Origin of the sequence: Paracoccus versutus (assembly GCF_000763885.1) — a bacterium.
In the GTDB taxonomy this organism is placed as follows: Bacteria; Pseudomonadota; Alphaproteobacteria; order Rhodobacterales; family Rhodobacteraceae; genus Paracoccus; species Paracoccus versutus.
This window is the reverse complement of sequence record NZ_JRKO01000047.1, coordinates 26,907-45,396: the sequence shown is the minus strand read 5'-3', so window position 1 is coordinate 45,396 and position 18,490 is coordinate 26,907. Positions and strand designations below refer to the sequence as shown.

20 protein-coding genes are annotated in these 18,490 nt (G+C 67.9%); 7 read left to right on the top strand and 13 right to left on the bottom strand.

The genetic code is table 11. The features are described from left to right. The 5 genes from IT40_RS19490 to IT40_RS19470 form a co-directional block, all read left to right on the top strand. The coding region (locus tag IT40_RS19490; RefSeq protein ID WP_036758695.1) for a 2-dehydro-3-deoxygalactonokinase at positions 1 to 639 on the top strand (639 nt) is incomplete at its 5' end. Next, positions 636 to 1,238 carry a 2-dehydro-3-deoxy-6-phosphogalactonate aldolase gene (locus IT40_RS19485; RefSeq protein ID WP_036758694.1) on the top strand — a complete coding sequence of 201 codons (603 nt, stop codon included), beginning with the start codon at positions 636 to 638 and terminating at the stop codon, positions 1,236 to 1,238. The genes IT40_RS19490 and IT40_RS19485, both read left to right, overlap by 4 nt. Then, a complete protein-coding gene (locus IT40_RS19480) occupies positions 1,235 to 2,080 on the top strand; it encodes an SMP-30/gluconolactonase/LRE family protein (protein ID WP_036758674.1) in 846 nt (281 codons plus the stop codon). The genes IT40_RS19485 and IT40_RS19480 overlap by 4 nt, the downstream gene beginning before the upstream one ends. Then, the gene (locus tag IT40_RS19475) at positions 2,077 to 3,087 is read left to right on the top strand and encodes an aldose epimerase family protein (RefSeq protein WP_243700116.1); all 1,011 of its coding nucleotides are present in this window, start codon (positions 2,077 to 2,079) and stop codon (positions 3,085 to 3,087) included. Before IT40_RS19480 ends, IT40_RS19475 begins: the two co-directional genes overlap by 4 nt. Positions 3,088 to 3,131: 44 nt before the next feature. Next, positions 3,132 to 3,854, top strand: coding sequence for a GntR family transcriptional regulator (locus tag IT40_RS19470; RefSeq protein ID WP_036758671.1), 723 nt, complete (start codon positions 3,132 to 3,134; stop codon positions 3,852 to 3,854). A gap of 116 nt (positions 3,855 to 3,970) precedes the next feature. Here the strand turns inward: IT40_RS19470 and IT40_RS19465 are convergent, their stop codons facing one another. The 3 genes from IT40_RS19465 to IT40_RS19455 all read right to left on the bottom strand — a co-directional run bounded on the left by IT40_RS19465 (position 3,971) and on the right by IT40_RS19455 (position 7,122). Further along, complete coding sequence (locus IT40_RS19465; RefSeq protein ID WP_036758668.1) at positions 3,971 to 4,816, bottom strand: ureidoglycolate lyase; 846 nt, start codon at positions 4,814 to 4,816, stop codon at positions 3,971 to 3,973. 29 nt (positions 4,817 to 4,845) lie between these two features. Next, entirely contained in the window at positions 4,846 to 5,583 is a 738-nt protein-coding gene (locus IT40_RS19460) for an SDR family oxidoreductase (RefSeq protein ID WP_036758666.1), read from the bottom strand. A gap of 87 nt (positions 5,584 to 5,670) precedes the next feature. Then, a complete protein-coding gene (locus tag IT40_RS19455; protein WP_036758662.1) occupies positions 5,671 to 7,122 on the bottom strand; it encodes an aldehyde dehydrogenase family protein in 1,452 nt (483 codons plus the stop codon). 161 nt (positions 7,123 to 7,283) lie between these two features. Between IT40_RS19455 and IT40_RS19450 the strand changes: the two genes are divergently transcribed. Further along, positions 7,284 to 7,940, top strand: coding sequence for a peroxiredoxin (locus IT40_RS19450; protein WP_036758660.1), 657 nt, complete (start codon positions 7,284 to 7,286; stop codon positions 7,938 to 7,940). Positions 7,941 to 7,974: 34 nt separating this feature from the next. On the opposite strand, the gene IT40_RS19445 is transcribed toward IT40_RS19450, so the two are convergent. The 10 genes from IT40_RS19445 to IT40_RS19400 all read right to left on the bottom strand — a co-directional run bounded on the left by IT40_RS19445 (position 7,975) and on the right by IT40_RS19400 (position 17,631). Further along, complete coding sequence (locus tag IT40_RS19445; RefSeq protein ID WP_036758657.1) at positions 7,975 to 8,739, bottom strand: glycosyltransferase family 25 protein; 765 nt, start codon at positions 8,737 to 8,739, stop codon at positions 7,975 to 7,977. Between the two features lie 44 nt (positions 8,740 to 8,783). Beyond that, a complete protein-coding gene (locus tag IT40_RS19440) occupies positions 8,784 to 9,530 on the bottom strand; it encodes a hypothetical protein (protein ID WP_036758654.1) in 747 nt (248 codons plus the stop codon). 4 nt (positions 9,531 to 9,534) lie between these two features. Next, the gene (locus tag IT40_RS26930) at positions 9,535 to 10,431 is read right to left on the bottom strand and encodes a hypothetical protein (RefSeq protein ID WP_052096157.1); all 897 of its coding nucleotides are present in this window, start codon (positions 10,429 to 10,431) and stop codon (positions 9,535 to 9,537) included. 1 nt (position 10,432) lies between these two features. Continuing rightward, entirely contained in the window at positions 10,433 to 11,179 is a 747-nt protein-coding gene (locus tag IT40_RS19430; RefSeq protein ID WP_166435619.1) for a glycosyltransferase family 25 protein, read from the bottom strand. Between the two features lie 78 nt (positions 11,180 to 11,257). Next, positions 11,258 to 13,402: a polyribonucleotide nucleotidyltransferase gene (pnp, locus tag IT40_RS19425; protein WP_036758720.1), complete on the bottom strand. Its 2,145-nt coding sequence runs from the start codon at positions 13,400 to 13,402 to the stop codon at positions 11,258 to 11,260. Positions 13,403 to 13,643: 241 nt separating this feature from the next. Then, entirely contained in the window at positions 13,644 to 14,309 is a 666-nt protein-coding gene (locus IT40_RS26925; protein WP_147307248.1) for a hypothetical protein, read from the bottom strand. 170 nt (positions 14,310 to 14,479) lie between these two features. Next, positions 14,480 to 14,749, bottom strand: a complete 270-nt coding sequence (gene rpsO, locus IT40_RS19415; protein ID WP_024842753.1) for a 30S ribosomal protein S15 — start codon at positions 14,747 to 14,749, stop codon at positions 14,480 to 14,482. 144 nt (positions 14,750 to 14,893) lie between these two features. After that, on the bottom strand, positions 14,894 to 15,751 hold the full coding sequence (locus IT40_RS26920) for a calcium-binding protein (protein ID WP_244274035.1): 858 nt from the start codon (positions 15,749 to 15,751) through the stop codon (positions 14,894 to 14,896). A gap of 163 nt (positions 15,752 to 15,914) precedes the next feature. After that, positions 15,915 to 16,568: a YggS family pyridoxal phosphate-dependent enzyme gene (locus IT40_RS19405; RefSeq protein WP_036758650.1), complete on the bottom strand. Its 654-nt coding sequence runs from the start codon at positions 16,566 to 16,568 to the stop codon at positions 15,915 to 15,917. A 70-nt stretch (positions 16,569 to 16,638) separates the two neighbouring features. Further along, positions 16,639 to 17,631 carry a porin gene (locus IT40_RS19400; RefSeq protein WP_036758648.1) on the bottom strand — a complete coding sequence of 331 codons (993 nt, stop codon included), beginning with the start codon at positions 17,629 to 17,631 and terminating at the stop codon, positions 16,639 to 16,641. A 305-nt stretch (positions 17,632 to 17,936) separates the two neighbouring features. Here IT40_RS19400 and IT40_RS19395 point away from each other — a divergent pair, with 305 nt between their 5' ends. Then, positions 17,937 to 18,449: a DUF3576 domain-containing protein gene (locus IT40_RS19395; RefSeq protein WP_052096154.1), complete on the top strand. Its 513-nt coding sequence runs from the start codon at positions 17,937 to 17,939 to the stop codon at positions 18,447 to 18,449. Positions 18,450 to 18,490: the final 41 nt, after the last annotated feature.

The window sequence follows — 18,490 nt, the reverse complement described above, 5'->3', positions numbered from 1 at the left end:
GACCCGCGCCGCGCCATCCGCGCCCCCGCCCACGACCCGCGGCTGGATGTCCGCATCCTGCCCGGCCTGTCGCAGGCCGAGCCCCCCGACGTCATGCGCGGCGAGGAAACACAGATCGCCGGTTTCCTGGCCGAGAACCCCGGTTTCGACGGCGCGCTCTGCCTGCCCGGCACGCATAGCAAATGGGTCCGCCTGTCGCAGGGCCGGGTCGAGCGTTTCCGCAGCTTCATGACCGGCGAGGTCTTTTCGCTGCTTGTCGGCCAGTCGGTGCTGCGGCTGACCATCGGCGCGGCCCGCCCCGATCCCGCGGCCCTTGCCGAAGCCGGGGCCGAGGCGCTGGCCGATCCCCATGCCGCGCAATCCGGGCTGTTTCCCCTGCGCGCCGCCGCCCTGCTGCAGGGGCTGGCGCCGGAACGGGCGGCGGGCCGCCTTTCGGGCCTGCTGATCGGCGCCGAACTGGCCGCGGCGCGCGACTTCTGGCAGGACGGCCCGACCGCGATCATCGGCGCGCCCGACCTGGCGCGGCTTTACGAAACCCTGCTGCTGGCGGCCGGCGCGCAGGCATGCCACAAGGACGGCACGGCGCTGGTCCTGGCCGGCCTTGCCGCCGCCAGCCTCGATTTGCCGGAGGACACATGACCCTGCCCATCATCGCCATCCTGCGCGGCCTGACCCCGGCCGAGGCCCTGCCCGTCGCCCGCGCCCTGGTCGATGCCGGCATCGACCGCATCGAGGTGCCGCTGAACTCGCCCGACCCGCTGGAAAGCATCCGGCGGATGACAGGGGGGCTGGCCGGGCAGGCGACCATCGGCGCCGGAACCGTGCTGACGGTGGATGAGGTCGCGCAGGTGGCCGATGCCGGCGGGCGGATGATCGTCTCGCCCAATGCCGATCCGGCGGTGATCGGCGCGACGCGGGCGCGCGGCCTGCAATCCTGGCCCGGCGTCTTCACCGCCACCGAATGCTTCGCCGCCATCGCCGCGGGCGCGACCGGGCTGAAGCTGTTTCCCGCCGACCAGGCCGGCACCGGCACGCTCAGGGCGCTGCGCGCGGTGCTGCCGCGCGACATGCCGGTCTATGCCGTGGGCGGCGCCGGCCCGGCGAATTTCGCCGAATGGCTGGATGCCGGGGCGCAGGGCTTCGGCATCGGCAGCGCGCTCTATCGCCCCGGCGACGGACCCGAGACGGTTGCGGCCCGCGCGCGCGACATCGTGGCGGCGCTGCGGGCCTGCGCATGAACGCGCGGGTCTTCGACCCCCGCATCTGCGAACTGGGCGAAGGCGCCTTCTGGCATCCCGAACGCGCCCAGCCCTTCTGGTTCGACATCCTCGGCCGCCGGCTTTTGTCGCGGCTGGACGACGGGACCGAGCTGGAATGGCGATTCGACGAGATGGTCTCGGCCGCGGGCTGGATCGACCGCGACCGCCTGCTGATCGCCAGCGAAACCGGGCTGATCCGCTTCGACCTGCGCGACGGCCGCCAGGAACGGCTGGCCGCGCTGGAAGCCGACCGGCCCGGCAACCGCTCGAACGACGGGCGGGCCGATGCTTTCGGCGGTTTCTGGATCGGCACGATGGAACGCGACGGAAGGGCTGGAAAGGGGGCGATTTATCGCTATCTTGACGGAGAGTTGCGCCTGCTGCGGGGGAACATGTCCATCCCGAATGCGATCTGCTTTTCTCCCGACGGTCGCCTGGCCTATTTCGCCGACACCGCCGCCCAGACCGTCTGGTCGCAAGACCTGGACGCGCGCGGCTGGCCCTGCGCCGAGGCCCGCGTCTTCCTGGACCTGGCCAGGACCGACCAGTTCCCCGACGGCGCCGTCACCGACGCGCAGGGGCGGTTCTGGAACGCGCGCTGGGGCAGCGGCGCGGTCGTCTGCCATGCGCCGGACGGCCGCCTGCTGCGCCGCCTGTCCCTGCCCGCCAGCCAGCCCAGCTGCCCGGCCTTCGGCGGCCCCGGCCTTGCGCAGCTGATCGTGACCAGCGCCGCCGAGGGCCGGCACGGGCCGCAGGACGGCCGGACCTGGCTGCTGGACCCCGACGCCCAGGGCCGGCCGGAACCGCGGGTCCGGGCATGATGCCACGCACATTCGGCCTGCTGCCGGACGGCCGGCCGGTGATGCAGGCGACGATCTCGGGCCATGGGCTGACGGCCTCGGTCATCACGCTGGGGGCCTCGCTCCAGGATCTGCGGCTGGCCGGGATCGGGCATCCGCTGGTACTGGGCTTTCCGCGGCTTGCACCCTATCTGGACGAGGGGCGCTATTTCGGCGCGGTGATCGGGCGCTATGCCAACCGCATCGCCCATGGCCGCGCGGCGCTGGACGGGCAAAGGCTGCAACTGGACCGCAACCAGGACGGCCGCCACATGCTGCACGGCGGCCACGACGGCTGCGGCACGCGCAACTGGATGCTGGCCGACTGGGACGAAAGCTCGGTGGCGCTGGCCGATCACCTGCCCGCGGGCCACATGGGCTTTCCCGGCGCCATGCTGATCCGCGCGACCTGGTCCATCCTGCCCGGCCCGGTCCTGATGCTGACCATCCTGGCCACCTCGGACGACACCACCTTCTGCAACTTCGCCCAGCACAGCTATTTCAACCTGGATGGCACCGATACCGTGGCCGGCCACCGGCTGACCGTCCCGGCCGAAACCTACCTGCCGGTGGACGAGGACATGATCCCGCTGGGCGCGCCCGCGGCGGTCCAGGGCACGCATCTGGATTTCCGCAATCCCGTCACCCTGGCCGAGCGGCTCAAGGGGCCGCGCATCGACCACAACCTCTGCCTTTCGGACCGGCGCCGCATCGTGCCGCGCAAGGCGGCGGTGCTGCAGGCGGACGGGCTGATGATGACCCTGCGCTCGACCGAGCCGGGGCTGCAAGTCTATGCCGGCGAACACCTGGCGCCCGGCGCGCCCGGCCTTGGCGGCCGGCCCTATGGCCGCCATGCCGGCATCGCGCTGGAATCGCAGCTCTGGCCGGACGCGCCCAACCATGCCGGCTATCCCTCGGCGCGGCTGGAGGCGGGGCAGCTCTACCGCCAGACCACGGTGATGAGCTTTCACCGCAGCCCCAAAGGTTGACGCAAGGTCCGGTCCCGAACTAATGCGGGTTCCAGGGAGGATTCATGGACCCCGCATCGACCGAAACCCTTTCCGCCACCGGGGGCCCGCCGCCCTTCGCGGCGCAATTGCACGCCCGCCTGCGCCAGCGCATCATCCGCGGCGAGCTGCCGCCCGGCACGCGCCTCTCCGAACAGGAGATCGCCGACCAATGCGCCCTGTCGCGGCAGCCGGTGCGCGAGGCCTTCATCCGCCTCGCCGGCGAGGGCCTGCTCGAGGTGCGGCCGCAGCGCGGCACCTTCGTCACCCGCATCGACATGGAATGGGTGCTGTGTACGCGCTTCATCCGCGAATCGGTCGAGGCCGACACCGTCCGCCTGGCCGCCGCCTGCGCCCCGCCCCAGGATTGCGAGGCCCTGTTCGCCCAGATCGCCCGGCAAGAGGCCGAGGCCGACCCCACCGCGCTGGCCCAGCTGGACGAGGAATTCCACGCCACCCTGGCCGCGATCGCCGGCAAGGCAAGGGTCTGGAGCCACCTGCAGCAGATGAAGATGCATCTCGACCGCGCCCGCCACCTGCTGACGGCGATGACGCCCAAGGACACCATGCTGGCCCAGCACCGCGCCGTGGCCGAGGCCATCGCCGCCCGCGACCCCGACCGGGCCGAGGCCGCCATCCGCCAGCACCTGCGCCGCGTGCTGCTGGACCTGCCCGGCGTGCTGCGGCTGTCGCCCGACTATTTCACCAAGACCGACACGCTGGCGGAAACCCTGGCCGCCGAAAGCTGACGGCCTTCTTCGTTCTCCAAATACCCATTGCGACCGCGCCGCCGGCCGCTGCCTTGCCGGCTTCCGCGCAGCCTCTCCGCTTCACCGTTTCCGAAATACTCGCCCACCCGCAGCCGTCAATCGCGGCAGCGCACCCTCTGGCGCTGCTCGCCCAGGCCCTCGATGCCCAGCCGCATGATCTCGCCCCCGCGCAAGAACACCGGCGGCGTCGCGCCCATGCCGACTCCCGGCGGCGTGCCCGTCGTGATCACATCCCCCGGCATCAACGTCATCAGCCGCGAGCAATAGGCGACGATCTCGGCCACGCCGAAGATCATCGTCGCGGTCGAGCCCTGCTGGCGGCGCAGCCCGTCCACCTCCAGCCACAGCTCCAGCGCCTGCGGGTCGGGCACCTCGTCGCGCGTCACCAGCCAGGGGCCGATCGGGCCGAAGGTGTCGAAGCCCTTGCCCTTGTCCCAGGTGCCGCCGCGCTCGGCCTGCCATTCGCGCTCGCTCACGTCGTTGACCACGCAATAGCCGGCGACATGGTCCAGCGCCGCCGTCTCGGAAACATGGCTCGCGCGCGAACCGATGACCACGCCCAGTTCGACCTCCCAATCGGTCTTCTGCGCGCCGGGCGGGATCACCACGTCGTCGTCCGGGCCGATGATGCAGCTGGTCCATTTGTTGAACACCACCGGCTCGGCCGGCACCGGCAGCCCGGCCTCGGCGGCGTGGTCGGCATAGTTCAGCCCGATGGCGACGAATTTCGGCACCTGGCCCACGCAGGGCCCCAGCCGCGGCTGGCCCGAGACGATGGGCAGCCCGTCCAGGTCCAGCGCCGCGATCCCGGCCAGCCCCTCGGGCCCCAGCACCGCGCCGGCGATGTCGGCGACATGGGCCGAGAGGTCGCGGATGCGGCCCTCGGCGTCCAGAAGCCCCGGCTTTTCCCGGCCCGGCGGGCCATAGCGCAGCAGTTTCATCCCTGATCCTTTCGCTTGTCCGGGCCCGTTCAGCCGCGCCCGACAAAGGGCATGTTCGTCGCCATCACCGTCATGTGCAGCACATTGGCGCCCTCGGGCAGGCTGGCCATGTGCAGCACCGCCTCGGCCACGTTCGCGGCGTCCATCACCGGCTCGGGCCGGATCGAGCCGTCGGCCTGCGGCGCGCCCTGCGTCGCCACGGCGGCGATCATCTCGGTCGCGGCATTGCCGGCGTCGATCTGGCCGCAGGCGATGCCGAACGGCCGCCCGTCCAGCGCCAGCGTCCGCGTCAGCCCCGTCACCGCGTGTTTCGAGACCGTATAGGGCACCGAGCCGGGGCGCGGCGCCTCGGCCGCGATCGAGCCGTTGTTGATGATCCGCCCGCCCATCGGCTGCTGACGCCGCATCTGCCGGAAAGCGGCGCGGGCGCACAGGAACATGCCGTCGATGTTCACCCGCGCCACGCCCTGCCACTCCTCCCAGGAAATCTCGTCGATCAGCCGCGAGATCAAGATGGCGCCGGCATTGTTGAACAGCACGTCCAGCCGTCCCCATTGCGCCACCGCGCGGGCAAAGGCGGCATCGACCGCCTCGGGCACCGTCACGTCGCAGGGCAGGACCAGCGCCTGCGGATGGCCGTCCGCGGTCTCGGCCAGCGCCGCCTCGCGCCGGCCGATCAGCCCGACGCGCCAGCCGGCGTCAAGAAACCGCCGCGCGGTCAGCCGGCCGATGCCGCTGCCGCCGCCGGTGATCAGGATGGTCTTCATCTGTCGCGCCCCCTCGACTTGCGCGGCGCGGATGCTAGCGGCACGGCCCCGCAAGGAAAAGGGCCGCCCGCCAAGCGGCCCCGCACGTCAGGCATCGGGATCCCAGCCGCTGATCTGCTTGCTGTCCATGAACTCCTCCAGCCCCCAGACGCCGCCCTCGCGCGCCCGGCCCGAGGCCTTGACGCCGCCGAAGGCCGAGCCCCTGCCCCGGCCCTGCCCGTTCATCTCGACCATACCGGCGCGCAGCTGCCGCGCCAGCCGGTTGCGCCGTGCGCCGTCGCTGGTCTGCACATAGTTGGTCAGGCCATAGATCGTGTCGTTGGCGATCGCGACCGCCTCTTCCTCGCTGTCGAAGGGGATGATCGACAGCACCGGGCCAAAGATCTCCTGCCGGGCGATGGTCATGTCGTTGGTCACATCGGCAAAGACCGTCGGGCGCACGAAATAGCCGCGATTGACGCCCTCGGGCAGGCCGGGGCCGCCCGCGACCAGGCGCGCGCCCTCGTCGATGCCCTTCTGGATCAGGTCCTGGATCTTGTCCCATTGCTGCTTGCTGACCACGGGGCCGATATGGCGCCCCGGCTGGTGGGCCGTCGCCACCGCGGTCTCCTCGGCCACCTTGCGGGCCTGCTCGACCGCGGTTTCGTAAAAGGACCGCTCGACCAGCATCCGCGTCGGCGCGTTGCAGGACTGGCCGCTGTTGTAGAAGCAATGCCGCGCCCCGCGCGTCACCGCCTTGTCGTCGGCATCGGCAAAGACCAGGTTGGCGCCCTTGCCGCCCAGCTCCAGCGCCACCTTCTTCAGCGTATCGGCAGCCGCCTTGGTGATGGCGATGCCGGCGCGGGTCGAGCCGGTAAAGCTGATCATGTCCACGTCGGGATGCACCGAAAGCTGCGAGCCCACGCCCGCACCGTCGCCGTTCACCATGTTGTAGACCCCCGGCGGCAGCCCGGCCTCGTCCACGATCTCGGTAAAGACGACCGAGGACAGCGGCGCGATCTCGCTGGGCTTCAGCACCACGGTATCGCCGGCCAGCAGCGCCGGGATCACCTTCAGCGTGACCTGGTTCATCGGCCAGTTCCAGGGCGTGATCAGCCCGACCACGCCGACCGGCTCCCATGCCACCATGCTGGTCGGCGTGTCGGGGCGCAGCGGCCGGATGAACTCGAAATCCCGGAACGCCTCGATGAAGGTCTCGATGTGATAGCTGCCCGCCGCGGCCTGGTCGTTCAGCGACATGTCCTGCGGCGCGCCCATCTCGGCACTGATGGCGGCGGCCATGTCGGGCGCGCGGCGCTTGTAGATTTCCAGGATCTTCTCGACATGGGCCAGTCGCTGGGCCGGGGGCGTCGCCGCCCAGGCCGGGAAGGCCGTCTTGGCCGCGGCCACCGCCGCATCGGTGTCGGCCTGGCCGCCCAGGCTGATCACCGCCACCGCCTCCTCGGTCGAGGGGTCGATCACCTCCAGGTCGTTGGGCGCGCGCGGCGCAACCCATTCGCCGCCTATGTAGAATTTCCGCTTGTCGGCAAGTCCGCTCATGAGAGCCTCCCTTGATCTGCGATTGGCCCGCAGACTGGCACCCGCAAGACCGGGCTGCAAGCCGCAGCGGCCCTGCGAATTATCACGACTGAACAGATCGAGTTGGACAATCCGCCGCAGATGCCTATCTTGTCGCCGAAGGCCAACCGAAAGGATCTGCAATGTCCCTGCGCATCAACGACACCGCCCCGGATTTCACCGCCAATTCGACCGAGGGCCAGATCAGTTTCCACGACTGGATCGGTGACAGCTATGCGGTTCTTTTCTCGCATCCGCGCGATTTCACCCCGGTCTGCACCACGGAATTCGGCGTGGTGGCGCAGCTGGTGCCCGAGTTCGAGAAGCGCGGCACCAAGGTTCTGGGCGTCTCGGTCGATTCGGCCGAGGACCACGGCAAATGGAAGGCCGACATCGAGAAGGTCGCAGGCGTCCCGGCGAATTTCGCCATCATCGACGACACCGAACTGACGGTGGCCAAGGCCTATGACATGCTGCCGGCCGACTATTACCTGCCGACCGAGGGCCGCACGCCGCAGCATTCGGCCACGGTGCGCACGGTCTTCATCATCGGGCCGGACAAGAAGGTGCGGCTGACGATGACCTATCCGATGTCGGTCGGCCGCAACTTCGCCGAGATCATCCGCGCGCTGGACGCGGTGCAAAAGACCGACGGCGTGCCGCTGGCCACCCCGGCGAACTGGGAACCGGGCCAGGACGTGATCGTGGCGCTGGCGCTGGACGACGCGGCGGCCGAGGCGAAATACGGCCAGCTGAACAAGGCGCTGCCCTATCTGCGCTTTGCCAAGGATCCGGCCTGATCCTGCAAAGGCCGCGGCACCGCCCGCGGCCTTTCTACCGGCGCGCCAGCCGCCGCTTGTGACGCCACGCGATCAGCTTGTTGACGATCTGCCGGCGTTGCTTGATCAATCCGTAAAGCGGGTGCCGCCCGCCTGCCGACCGCTTGCCCTTGCCGTCTTCGATCTGGCTTTCCACGCCGGTCGTCGTGACCAGAGGCGGCCAGACCGCCAGCCCCCGGTCGTTGCGGGTCAGCCAGTGGCGGAAATGATTGTCCACGCCCGCCGTGATGCGCCGATGGGTGCGAATAAAGGTTTCGGCCCCCTGCCGCGACCAGAGCAGCGCGGTGGCCGTCATCGGAAAGTAATGGGCGCGGGTCAGCTCATGATGCCGACCCGCAACCTCGAACCCCATGACCGGGGTATAGATCTTGTGCTGTCTGGCGCCGAAATTGATCAGATCCCAGTCGCGATCATGCCGGTCCAGCCAGCCCATGAGGATGCGCATCCCCTCGGCAAAGCCAGGCTGCAATTGCATGTCATCCTCGAACACCAGGCCATATTCGGCGCCGCTGTCCAGAAAGCGCCGCGCACAGTCGAGATGGCTGAGATAGCAGCCGATCTCGCCCCCGCGCAAAGGCCGGCCCATATAGGCCATCGCCCCAGCGGGATCGTAATCGGGAAATTCCTCGACCCGCAGCGCCCTGCCGTCAAAGGCCGGGACGCGCTCGAAGGGCACGCCCGCCTCGTCCAACTGCCGGGAGGCTGAACGAAGCCGCTCGTCCGAGCCGTCAAGGTTGATGAGATAGGCGGGAAGGCGCATCTATTCGCCCCTCGCGACCAAGCAATCCGACAAGCCAAGGACACTCATGTCTCGTCCTCCCACCAACCGGTGCGGTCGCGGCGGTGCAGCGCCCGGAGCCGGGCAAAAGCCGTATCGTTGACCTGCATCCGATCATAGACCGTCTTGAGGATCATCCCCGCAGAACCGGCGGCGAAGAAGGGCTCCAGCCGCCAATACATGTTGCGCAGCGTATCGTCGGTGCCGACGGTAAAAACCGACATCCCCTCGAAAAGCGGAACCAGTTCGGTCTGGAGTTCTTCGATCCGCTCCGGCAGCGGCGCCGATGTCTCCGAACCGCGGACATAGCGGTCGGATTCACCGATCTTGACGGTATTGGCCAGAAGCGAGGCCATCATCGCGACCGCGCGGGCCTGCGGATCAGGGCCATGGTCGGCAAAGGTATCCGCCGCCGAGATCAGCCAGCGCAGGTTCAGGTGCCGACACAGAAACTCCGCCTCCTGCGCCCAAAGCGCGGTGAATTGGCCGAGACTTTCGGCCAGCCGCACCTCGCGACGGATCAGAACGATCAGCGTGGCGTGATGCAGCAAAAGCTCCGGGCGGCCCGAAAACTCGCAGCGCAGGTTCGCCAGGTGCCGCTCCAGCGACTTATCCGAGCCGCGGGTCTGCACCGGCTCGCCCGCCTGGACGATCCGCTCGCGCATCGCGACCAGGTCGGGGGCGGCCAGGACATGTCGCCGCGCGCCCCAACGCTTGCGATGCTGATTGAGCGAAAAGAAGCGCTCTAGCCGGGATTTCCTGCGCCTGACCATTCGCCTATGTCCGCCGCGAGACGATCGCATCCAGTTGCGGATCGAAACTGAAATCAAGGTTCGCCAGCGCGGCGCGATAGCCAGCGCTCAGGTCGTCGCTTCCGATCTCATCCTTCGGCCGGGCCGAGGCGTTCACATAGGCCTTGAGCCGGCGCGATGCCTGTTTCTGGTCGATGAAGGGCCGGATCTTGCGCCCGAACGGATAATAGAACAGCCTGTCCCGCAGATCGCGGATCTTGGGCCGGGGAGTGCGGGACACCCCGCCGTTGAACCATTGGCTCGCCAGCGCCGTCTCGCGAGCGGTGCGGAACCAGGCCAGGCTGAAAAGCACCTGATCCCAGACATTCGGATGCTGGTCGCAAAGCCGCACCCATTCCGCCAGCATCCTGCCCGTCGCCTCGGTGGCGTTAAGGTAAATCAAATAGGAAATATCTTCCCACCCCGCGCGGCGGACGAAAGCCACATCAAAGGGATTGCCCATCAGAAAGCTGGGCGGCCGCAGGATCGCCGCATCCGCGTCGATCCAGCAGACCGGGCGGCCGCTGTCTTGCCAGGCCGCCTGGATCACCCGCGCCTTGAGCCCGGTATTGGCGACCCATGACCCGCGCGACGCCACCGGCTCGATCCGATGGGGCAGGCCGTGGCGGTCCAGCGAGGCGCGCAGATCGGCGGCAAGCGCCTCATATGGCGTATCGGTGGTATAGTAGGAAACGAAAAGCGGCGGCTCGCCCTGGGGGGTTTCGTAAAGCGCGATCTCTTGCGTGAGATCGGCCGTGCAGGCCAGATCGACACCGTCCGGGCGGCGCAGATGGGCAATCACCCTGCCCCGCGGGTCCGCCAGCGCCTCTGGCACCGGCCGGAAGGACAGGCCCGCCCCTGCGATATAATCCGAAGGTGTCATGCTAGGAGTCCACGCGGCGCGCCAGCCTGCGCCGAACAAGCCCGCGGTAATAACTTGCCTTAAGGAAACGGGCCGGATTCCTCTTTTCACAGGGCCGCTGCATCTCCGCAACGGTTCGCTCCTGGGCTAGATGCGAAAGCCCCTGTCCCGGAGGGGCATGATGCACGACACGCGGGGCGACCAACCAAGCTCGCGAATCATACAAGTCCACGGGCCAGTCGGACACGAAACTGACCGGGGTCATCGCCTGCAACAGCTCATGCGCCATGTTTCGGGACAGCGTGTAGCCGGTGCAGCCCGATGCCCGTCGCGTCGGACGATACATCAACCACCGACCGGCTTTCCTGCGTTGCCAGGGCAGCGCGCGGCCGGAATAGTGATACAGCAAGGCCAACGTATCGGTCAAATGGTGCCCCGCACGAATGAAGTCGGGAAAGTCCGGCGTCAGGATTGCATCATCCTCAAGCACGAGCGCCCCATCAAGACCCTCGGCCATGATAATCTCGTAAATACGCCGATGCGACAAGGCGCAGGCAAATTCCGAATCCGTCATCGGCCGTTTCAGTCGATCCTGAGCGGCGTCGCGGTCGATCATCGGCAAGTATTCCGGCGGCAGGCCCCGCCGTCCATCGACCCCGTAGACCAGGCGCCATTGCAAGCCGTTTTCGGCAAGCCGGTCCAACAATGGCTGACGACGCGCCTCGTCGCCTGCCAATGTCAATACGAAGATCGGCCAATTCGTCTGCATCGTTGATATCCCGTCCCGCCGAACATGGAGGAGCCCCGGCATTGCCGAGGCTCCAACAGTCGAATCGCGGCGAAAGCCTCAGCCCTCGGCCGATTCCTCTTTCTTCTCGGTGATCTCTTCACCGGTCTCCTGGTCGACCATCTTCATGCCCAGGCGCACCTTGCCGCGGTCGTCGAAGCCCAGCAGCTTGACCTTGACCTCCTGGCCCTCCTTCAGCACCTCGTTGGGGTGGTTCAGGCGCTTGTTGGCGATCTGGCTGACATGCACCAGCCCGTCGCGCTTGCCGAAGAAGTTCACGAAGGCGCCGAAATCGACCAGCTTCACGACCTTGCCGACATAGACCTTGCCCTCTTCCGGCTCGGCCACGATCGAATAGATCATGTCATAGGCCTTCTTGATCGAATCGGCATTGGCCGAGGCGATCTTGATGGTGCCGTCGTCGCTGATGTCGACTTTCGCACCCGAGGTCTCGACGATCTCGCGGATCACCTTGCCGCCCGAGCCGATCACTTCGCGGATCTTGTCGGTCGGGATGGTCATCGTCTCGATGCGCGGGGCATGGGCGCTGAACTCGCGCCGGCCTTCGGACAGCGCCTTGGACATCTCGGCCAGGATGTGCAGCCGGCCGTCCTTGGCCTGGGCCAGCGCCTGCTCCATGATCTCGGGCGTGATACCCGCGACCTTGATGTCCATTTGCAGGCTGGTGATGCCGTTTTCCGTGCCCGCGACCTTGAAGTCCATGTCGCCCAGGTGGTCCTCGTCGCCCAGGATGTCGGTCAGCACCGCCCAGCGGCCGTCCTCTTCCAGGATCAGGCCCATGGCGACGCCGGCGACCGGCGCCTTCAGCGGCACGCCCGCATCCATCATCGACAGCGAACCGCCGCAGACCGAGGCCATCGAGGACGAGCCGTTCGACTCGGTGATCTCGGAAACCACGCGGATGGTATAGGGGAAGTCGGTCGCGGCCGGCAGCACGGCCTGCAGCGCACGCCAAGCCAGCTTGCCATGGCCGATCTCGCGACGGCCGGGGCTGCCGACGCGGCCCACCTCGCCCACCGAATAGGGCGGGAAGTTGTAGTGCAGCAGGAAGTTCGAGCGGGAATTGCCATGCAGCGCGTCGATGATCTGCTCATCGTCGCCGGTGCCCAGCGTGGTCACGACCAGTGCCTGCGTCTCGCCGCGGGTGAACAGCGACGAGCCGTGGGTGCGCGGCAGGAAGCCCACTTCGCAGTCGATGGGCCGCACGGTCTTGTTGTCGCGGCCGTCGATGCGCGGGCGGCCGTCGATGATGCCGCCGCGCAGGATGCCCGATTCCAGCTTCTTCAGCGCCGAGCCCAGGTTCGGGTCGAGCCGCTCTTCCTCGGTCAGCCCTTCGAGGATCTTCACCTTCACGGCCTCGATGGTGTCGCGGCGCTCACCCTTGTCGTGGATGGCATAGGCGGCGCGCATCTCGGTCTCGCCCAGCGATTTCACGCGGGCGTAAAGCGGGCTGTAATCCGGCGAGGCGAAGGGGAAGGGCTCCTTGGCGGCGGCCTCGGCCAGGTCGATGATCAGGTCGATCACCGGCTGCATCGCCTCGTGGCCGAATTTCACCGCGCCCAGCATCTCGGCCTCGGTCAGCTCATAGGCTTCCGATTCGACCATCATCACCGCGTCGCGGGTGCCGGCGACCACCAGGTCCAGCCGCTGCTCGGGGTTGCCGCGCAGCTGGTCCATGTCCTGCACCTCGGGGTTCAGGACGTATTCGCCATTGGCGAAGCCGACGCGGGCGGCGGCGATCGGGCCCATGAAGGGCACGCCGGAAATCGTCAGCGCGGCCGAGGCGGCGATCATGGCGACGATGTCGGGATCGTTGACCAGATCGTGGCTCAGCACCGTGCACATCACCAGCACTTCATGCTTGAAGCCGGGGGCGAACAGCGGGCGGATCGGACGGTCGATCAGGCGCGCGGTCAGGGTTTCCTTTTCCGAAGGCCGGGCCTCGCGCTTGAAGAAACCGCCGGGGATCTTGCCGGCGGCATAGTATTTTTCCTGGTAATGCACCGTCAGGGGAAAGAAGTCCTGGCCGGGCTTGGGTTCTTTCGCGAAAGTGACGTTGGCCATCACGCTGGTCTCGCCCAGGGTGGCGATGACCGAGCCGTCGGCCTGGCGGGCAACCTTGCCCGTTTCCAGCGTGAGCGTTTCCTGGCCCCACTGGATGGATTTCTTCACTTCATCAAACATCTGGTTTCCTCTGGCGACGCGCCGGCCCTTCCGGTCGCGTCCCGTGTCAAATGGCGGCCCCATTGCCGCCGCCCCTATCCTTCGCATGTGCCCAGGGGCCTGGCGTCACGTCACAGATGGAGACGCCCCATACAGGAAATCAAGGCACATGGAAAGTGGCTTGGCATCCGCCCCGCCCCTGCGAATCGAAGCGGGCGGCGCCCGGTCGGCAGCCGCCCGCCTTGTTCCGCGCATGGGGCGATCAGGCCACGGCCAGCGTTCTGGACGCGGCGGCTTCCTGATCGGCCTTCAGCACCTTCACCGCCTTTTCGGTCCTTTCAGCGGCCGCGTCGGTCGGCCAGGGCCGGGTGCTGAGCGCGGCGACGCGATCGACCATGGTCTGCACGCCCTCCCTGTCCTGGGCCTTGATCGCCCAGGCGCGAGCCAGCGCCTCGGCATCGGGATCGGCGGCCTGGGCCACGCTTCTGGCCGCGGCTGCGGCTGGGGCCGCAACCTCGTCCGGGGTGGCCGCATCAACCCCGCCAGACGCGGCCGCCGCCTGGGCCGGAGCCTGCGCGGCCAGCACCACGGCGGCAGGCCCCGCTGCCGCCTCCGCCGGATCGGCGCCCCCGGCCGGGGCCTGGGCCGCGGCAGGGACTGCAGCCTCGGGCGCCGGGTGCTTCGCGGCCGCGGCGGCGACAGGGGCCGGTGGTTCATCGGCCGGGGCCGCGCCATCGGCAGAAGCCTGCATCGCCTGGGACGAGAAGTCGAACCGGACCCCGTCGCCATCCGCGGGCTTCACGCCCAGCAGCGATCCGGCCAGCGTATCGACGGCGTTCGAGACAGCCTGCAAGGGCGTCGCACCGGCCCCCGAGGCGGCGGCTGGGGCAGAAGAGGAAATAGGCTTGAAAAGTGAACTGATTACCATCTTACGATCTCCATCTTGAAGACAGCCACAGGATAAAGGCCGCCCGTTAGGAATCCAGAAAGCAATTCGTTGGATTTTAATTGACCGGCCGCACCGCAACGAAAAACGCCCGCAGCCTTTGCCGCGGGCGTTTCCTGCAATCCAAGGGCCGCGGGATCGCGGCCGGCCGGTCAGCGGCGCAGGCCCAGCTTGCCGATCAGGTCGGTATAGCGGGCTTCGTCCTTGCGCTTCAGGTAGTCCAGCAGCTTGCGGCGCTGCGCGACCAGCTTCAGCAGACCACGACGCGAATGGTTGTCCTTCTTGTGGGTCTTGAAATGCTCGGTCAGCGTGGCGATGCGCGACGACAGGATGGCGACCTGCACCTCGGGCGAGCCGGTGTCGCCTTTCTTGGTCGCGAATTCGGTCATCACGCGGTTCTTTTCCTCGACGGTGATCGACATCGGGGTCTCCTTTCAGGATCAAAGGGTTATGGCACAGGCCGGGATGTCGTCCAGCACAGGCCCGTGGAGAGATCCGCCGGAATCGCCCGGTCGGATGCGGGCGTATAGGCAAAATCGGCCGAAAAGGAAAGGGTTTTCTGCGGCTCAGCCGCCCGGTGCGATCCGCGTCAGGGCGATGTCGGCAACCCGCAGCCCTTCGGCCTGCAACACCCGGCCCACCGCCATCCCGTCCACGCGGATCACCGCCGATCCGTCGGTCTCGCGCTCCAGCGCGACCACGGGATCGGGGCCGTCGCCGTGATAGCGCAGCTCGATCCGGTCCAGATCCCGGTCGAAATCGGCGATGACCGGCAGCGTCTCGCCCGGATCGTCCAGATCCTCGCCCGGCACGTCCAGCAGGAACAGATCCTCGCCCTCGCCGCCCTCGGCGAAATCGCCCAGGCCGGGCTGCAGCGTGTCGTGGCCGGCGGCACCATGCAGCCAGGCCCGCTCGGGCTCGGCCGAGCCGATCAGCAAATCGTCGCCCTCGCCGCCGTCCAGGTCATCCTCGCCGCCGCCGGCGATCAGCGTGTCGTTGCCGGCATTGCCCGAGATCCAGTCGTCGCCGTCGCCCCCGGTCAGCAGGTCGTCCCCCTCGCCACCGAAGATCGTGTCGTTGCCGGGGCCGCCATGCACGGTGTCGTTGCCGCCCTGCCCGGCCAGATAGTCGTCGCCCGCGCCGCCGTCGATGGAATCGTCGCCGCCCGGTCCATAGTCGCCGTCGCCATAGATCCAGTCGGTGCCGTCGCCGCCCAGCAGCGTGTCGCTGCCCAGCCCGCCATGCAGGTCGTCGTTGCCGCCAAGGCCGGTCAACAGGTCGTCGCCATCGCCGCCGGCCAGCCAGTCCGAGCCCTCGCTGCCCTCGGCCGTCAGCCCCTTGGGCGCGTCGCGATCGGATGATTCAGGAAAAGGCGGGTCGTCGGGGTCATGCTCACCGCCGGGAGTGCGGGCGGTCCCGGTCACATCCACGGCAAGGCCGGCGAATACCAAACTGAGCAGACTACTGATCAACAACATTACGGGAACCCAAGCGAATCACGCGACCCACATTGGCACCTTATCCCGTCGCCGCCCGCCCCGCATCCTTATTGCTAATAAAGGCTTAACGGGCCGGGGAGCCCCGCGGTCAGCCGTAGTCGCGCGCGCCAAAGATGGCGCTTCCGATGCGGACATGGGTCGCGCCCTCGGCGATGGCGGTTTCGAAATCGGCGCTCATCCCCATCGACAGCCCCGCCAACCCGTTCTGTGCGGCAATATCACGCAGGGCGCGGAAATGCGGCACCGGGTCCAGATCCTCGGGCGGGATGCACATCAGCCCGGTGATCGCCAGGTCCAGCGCGCGGCATCGGGCGATGAAGGCGTCGGCCTCGTCCGGCAGGACGCCGGCCTTTTGCGGCTCGGCGCCGGTGTTCACCTGCACGAAAAGCTGCGGGCAGGCCCCGCGCGCCTGCACCTGCCGCGCCAGTTTTTCGGCCAGCGAGGGGCGGTCGAGCGTGTGGATGGCGTCGAAAAGCTCCAGCGCGGGTTTCAGCTTGTTGGTCTGCAGGGGGCCGATCATGTGCAGTTCGATGCCGGGGAAACGCTCGCGCCAGCGGGGCCATTTCCCCGCCGCCTCCTGCACGTAGTTTTCGCCGAAGACGCGATGGCCGGCCGCCAGCACCGCCTCGACCCGGTCGGGGGGCTGCACCTTGCTGACGGCGATCAGCGTGACCGCGCCAGGCGCGCGTCCGGCGGCTTTCTCGGCCGCGGCAATGCGGCGCCTGATGTCATCCAGTTCCATGGCGGCATGATTTCCAAAAGAAAAGAGCGGGCGCAAGGCCCGCTCTTCCTGTTTTCCGTATCCCGTAGGATCAGAACTCGAAGCGCACGCCCATGTCGGCGGTCACGCGCTCTTCGTAGTCGCGCTGGAGCGACGCACCCAGACGGGCACCGCCCAGGTCGTAGTTCACGCCGATACCGAACGCGTTGTCGGTTTCTTTCGCAGCCCAGTCGCCGTCGTTGTTGGCGATGTAGGCTTCGATGTTGGTGCGGCCGTCAACCAGGGTGTAGTCGCCATAGAGGGCGAAGGTCTGACCATAGTTGTTGGTGGCCGACACCGGACCCGCGTTCACCGCCGAGTCCTCGGCGTTGACATAGTTCAGGCCGATGCGGGCGTTTTCCATGACGGCATAACGGGCGCCGAGGAAGAAGATGTCGTTGCCGTCGATGCCTTCGCCGTTGAACGCGGCAGCGGCCGACAGTTCCAGACGGTCGTTCCAGGTGTAGTCGGCCGACAGCGAGAACTCTTCTTCGTGGTTCGCTTCATTCACGCCCGACTGGTCGGGATCGACATAGGACGCTTGCAGCTCCACGTCGGCCAGGGTGTAGAGGGCGCGGATGCCCACGCGATCGGCTTGGTCGGTGCCATAGCTCTTCGCCGAATAGGCGAAGAAGTTGCCGGTCACGCTGCTGAAGCCGACCGAACGGTCATAGGAGCCGAGTTCGGTCGCGTAGATCAGGCCGTTCGAGTCGAGGGCGGTGTCGACGTTGCCGACCTCAACGGTGAAGCCCTGGGCGCTGACCCACAGTTTGCCGGGGTTCGAGCCGGTGCCGGCATCGCCCTGGTCCCACTGAAGGCGGAAGCGGGCACCGAAGTCGACGCCCGAATCGGTCGAGGTCGAGGCGTCGATGTTCATCCGCAGACGGCTGACGATGCGCGCTTCGTTCACGCCGGCGGCGTCTTGAGCAGCAGTGTTTTCGTAGTAGATCACACCGGTCCGGCCGTAGCCCGAGATCGTGACGTCGGCGGCGGCCACGCCCGCGGTCAGGAGCAGCGCGGTGGAGGCGATAAGAGCCTTTTTCATGATGTTTCCCTCTTGTCTCTCTCGTATGCCCCACCCGGTATGCCGGTTTGGGGTATGCCAGTTGTGTCGCGCTTTCCCCCCTGCATTGCAACGGAATCGCATCGGCTTAGCCCGATTCCGACCTGCTGTGATGCACATGGGCCACACCCCGTTGCAACGCCCCCCGCCCCGCCGCGAACGCCCTTACGCGCGCGAGCCATATCCCCTCCGGGACGGGGGATCGCGGGCCAGGGGCGCAGCCTCTCTTGTCGCAAGGGGCGGAATTGCGCTATGGCTCGCGGCAAGGACGATCCGGGGGACATCAGATGACCAGACGCGCCGCACGGCTGACCGCCGCCCTGCTGATCCTGGCGGGGCTTGCCGCCTGTTCGGGGGGCGGCTCGGGCTTGGGTTCGGCAGGCTCGGCCGGATCGGCGACCTCGATGCCGGGCGGCGGGAATCGCCAGGCCCAGCCGCAGACCGTCGAGCGGCGCGAGACGATCTGGGACGTGTTCTCGGACCGGCGCAACCCCAACGACACGGTGGCGGTCAACAAATACCTGTGGAACGCCAGCCTGGACGTGCTGAACTTCCTGCCGATCCAGTCGATCGACCCCTTCACCGGCGTCATCGTCACCGGCTACGGCACCCCGCCGGGCGGCGGGCGGTCCTATCGCGCCACGATCAAGGTCAGCGACCCGGCGCTGGATGCCCGCGCGCTCAAGGTCTCGTTGCAGGGGGCGGGCGGGGCTGCCGTGGCGCCCGATACCGTGCGCGCGGTCGAGGATGCGATCCTGACGCGGGCCCGGCAGCTGCGGGTGCAGGACCGCAACCTCTGATCCCGCCGAGCCCGCTGGACCTGCATCGGGCAAGCGGCTAA

Coding starts and splice junctions, on each gene's coding strand:
- IT40_RS19460 (WP_036758666.1), bottom strand. CDS start 5,583: ATGAAGACCATCCTGATCACCGGCGGCGGCAGCGGCATCGGCCGGCTG.
- IT40_RS19430 (WP_166435619.1), bottom strand. CDS start 11,179: ATGCAGACGAATTGGCCGATCTTCGTATTGACATTGGCAGGCGACGAG.
- IT40_RS19465 (WP_036758668.1), bottom strand. CDS start 4,816: ATGAAACTGCTGCGCTATGGCCCGCCGGGCCGGGAAAAGCCGGGGCTT.
- IT40_RS19440 (WP_036758654.1), bottom strand. CDS start 9,530: ATGGTCAGGCGCAGGAAATCCCGGCTAGAGCGCTTCTTTTCGCTCAAT.
- IT40_RS19470 (WP_036758671.1), top strand. CDS start 3,132: ATGGACCCCGCATCGACCGAAACCCTTTCCGCCACCGGGGGCCCGCCG.
- IT40_RS19445 (WP_036758657.1), bottom strand. CDS start 8,739: ATGCGCCTTCCCGCCTATCTCATCAACCTTGACGGCTCGGACGAGCGG.
- IT40_RS26925 (WP_147307248.1), bottom strand. CDS start 14,309: ATGGTAATCAGTTCACTTTTCAAGCCTATTTCCTCTTCTGCCCCAGCC.
- IT40_RS19405 (WP_036758650.1), bottom strand. CDS start 16,568: ATGGAACTGGATGACATCAGGCGCCGCATTGCCGCGGCCGAGAAAGCC.
- IT40_RS19450 (WP_036758660.1), top strand. CDS start 7,284: ATGTCCCTGCGCATCAACGACACCGCCCCGGATTTCACCGCCAATTCG.
- rpsO (WP_024842753.1), bottom strand. CDS start 14,749: ATGTCGATCACCGTCGAGGAAAAGAACCGCGTGATGACCGAATTCGCG.
- IT40_RS19475 (WP_243700116.1), top strand. CDS start 2,077: ATGATGCCACGCACATTCGGCCTGCTGCCGGACGGCCGGCCGGTGATG.
- IT40_RS19400 (WP_036758648.1), bottom strand. CDS start 17,631: ATGAAAAAGGCTCTTATCGCCTCCACCGCGCTGCTCCTGACCGCGGGC.
- IT40_RS19485 (WP_036758694.1), top strand. CDS start 636: ATGACCCTGCCCATCATCGCCATCCTGCGCGGCCTGACCCCGGCCGAG.
- pnp (WP_036758720.1), bottom strand. CDS start 13,402: ATGTTTGATGAAGTGAAGAAATCCATCCAGTGGGGCCAGGAAACGCTC.
- IT40_RS19395 (WP_052096154.1), top strand. CDS start 17,937: ATGACCAGACGCGCCGCACGGCTGACCGCCGCCCTGCTGATCCTGGCG.
- IT40_RS26930 (WP_052096157.1), bottom strand. CDS start 10,431: ATGACACCTTCGGATTATATCGCAGGGGCGGGCCTGTCCTTCCGGCCG.
- IT40_RS19480 (WP_036758674.1), top strand. CDS start 1,235: ATGAACGCGCGGGTCTTCGACCCCCGCATCTGCGAACTGGGCGAAGGC.
- IT40_RS19455 (WP_036758662.1), bottom strand. CDS start 7,122: ATGAGCGGACTTGCCGACAAGCGGAAATTCTACATAGGCGGCGAATGG.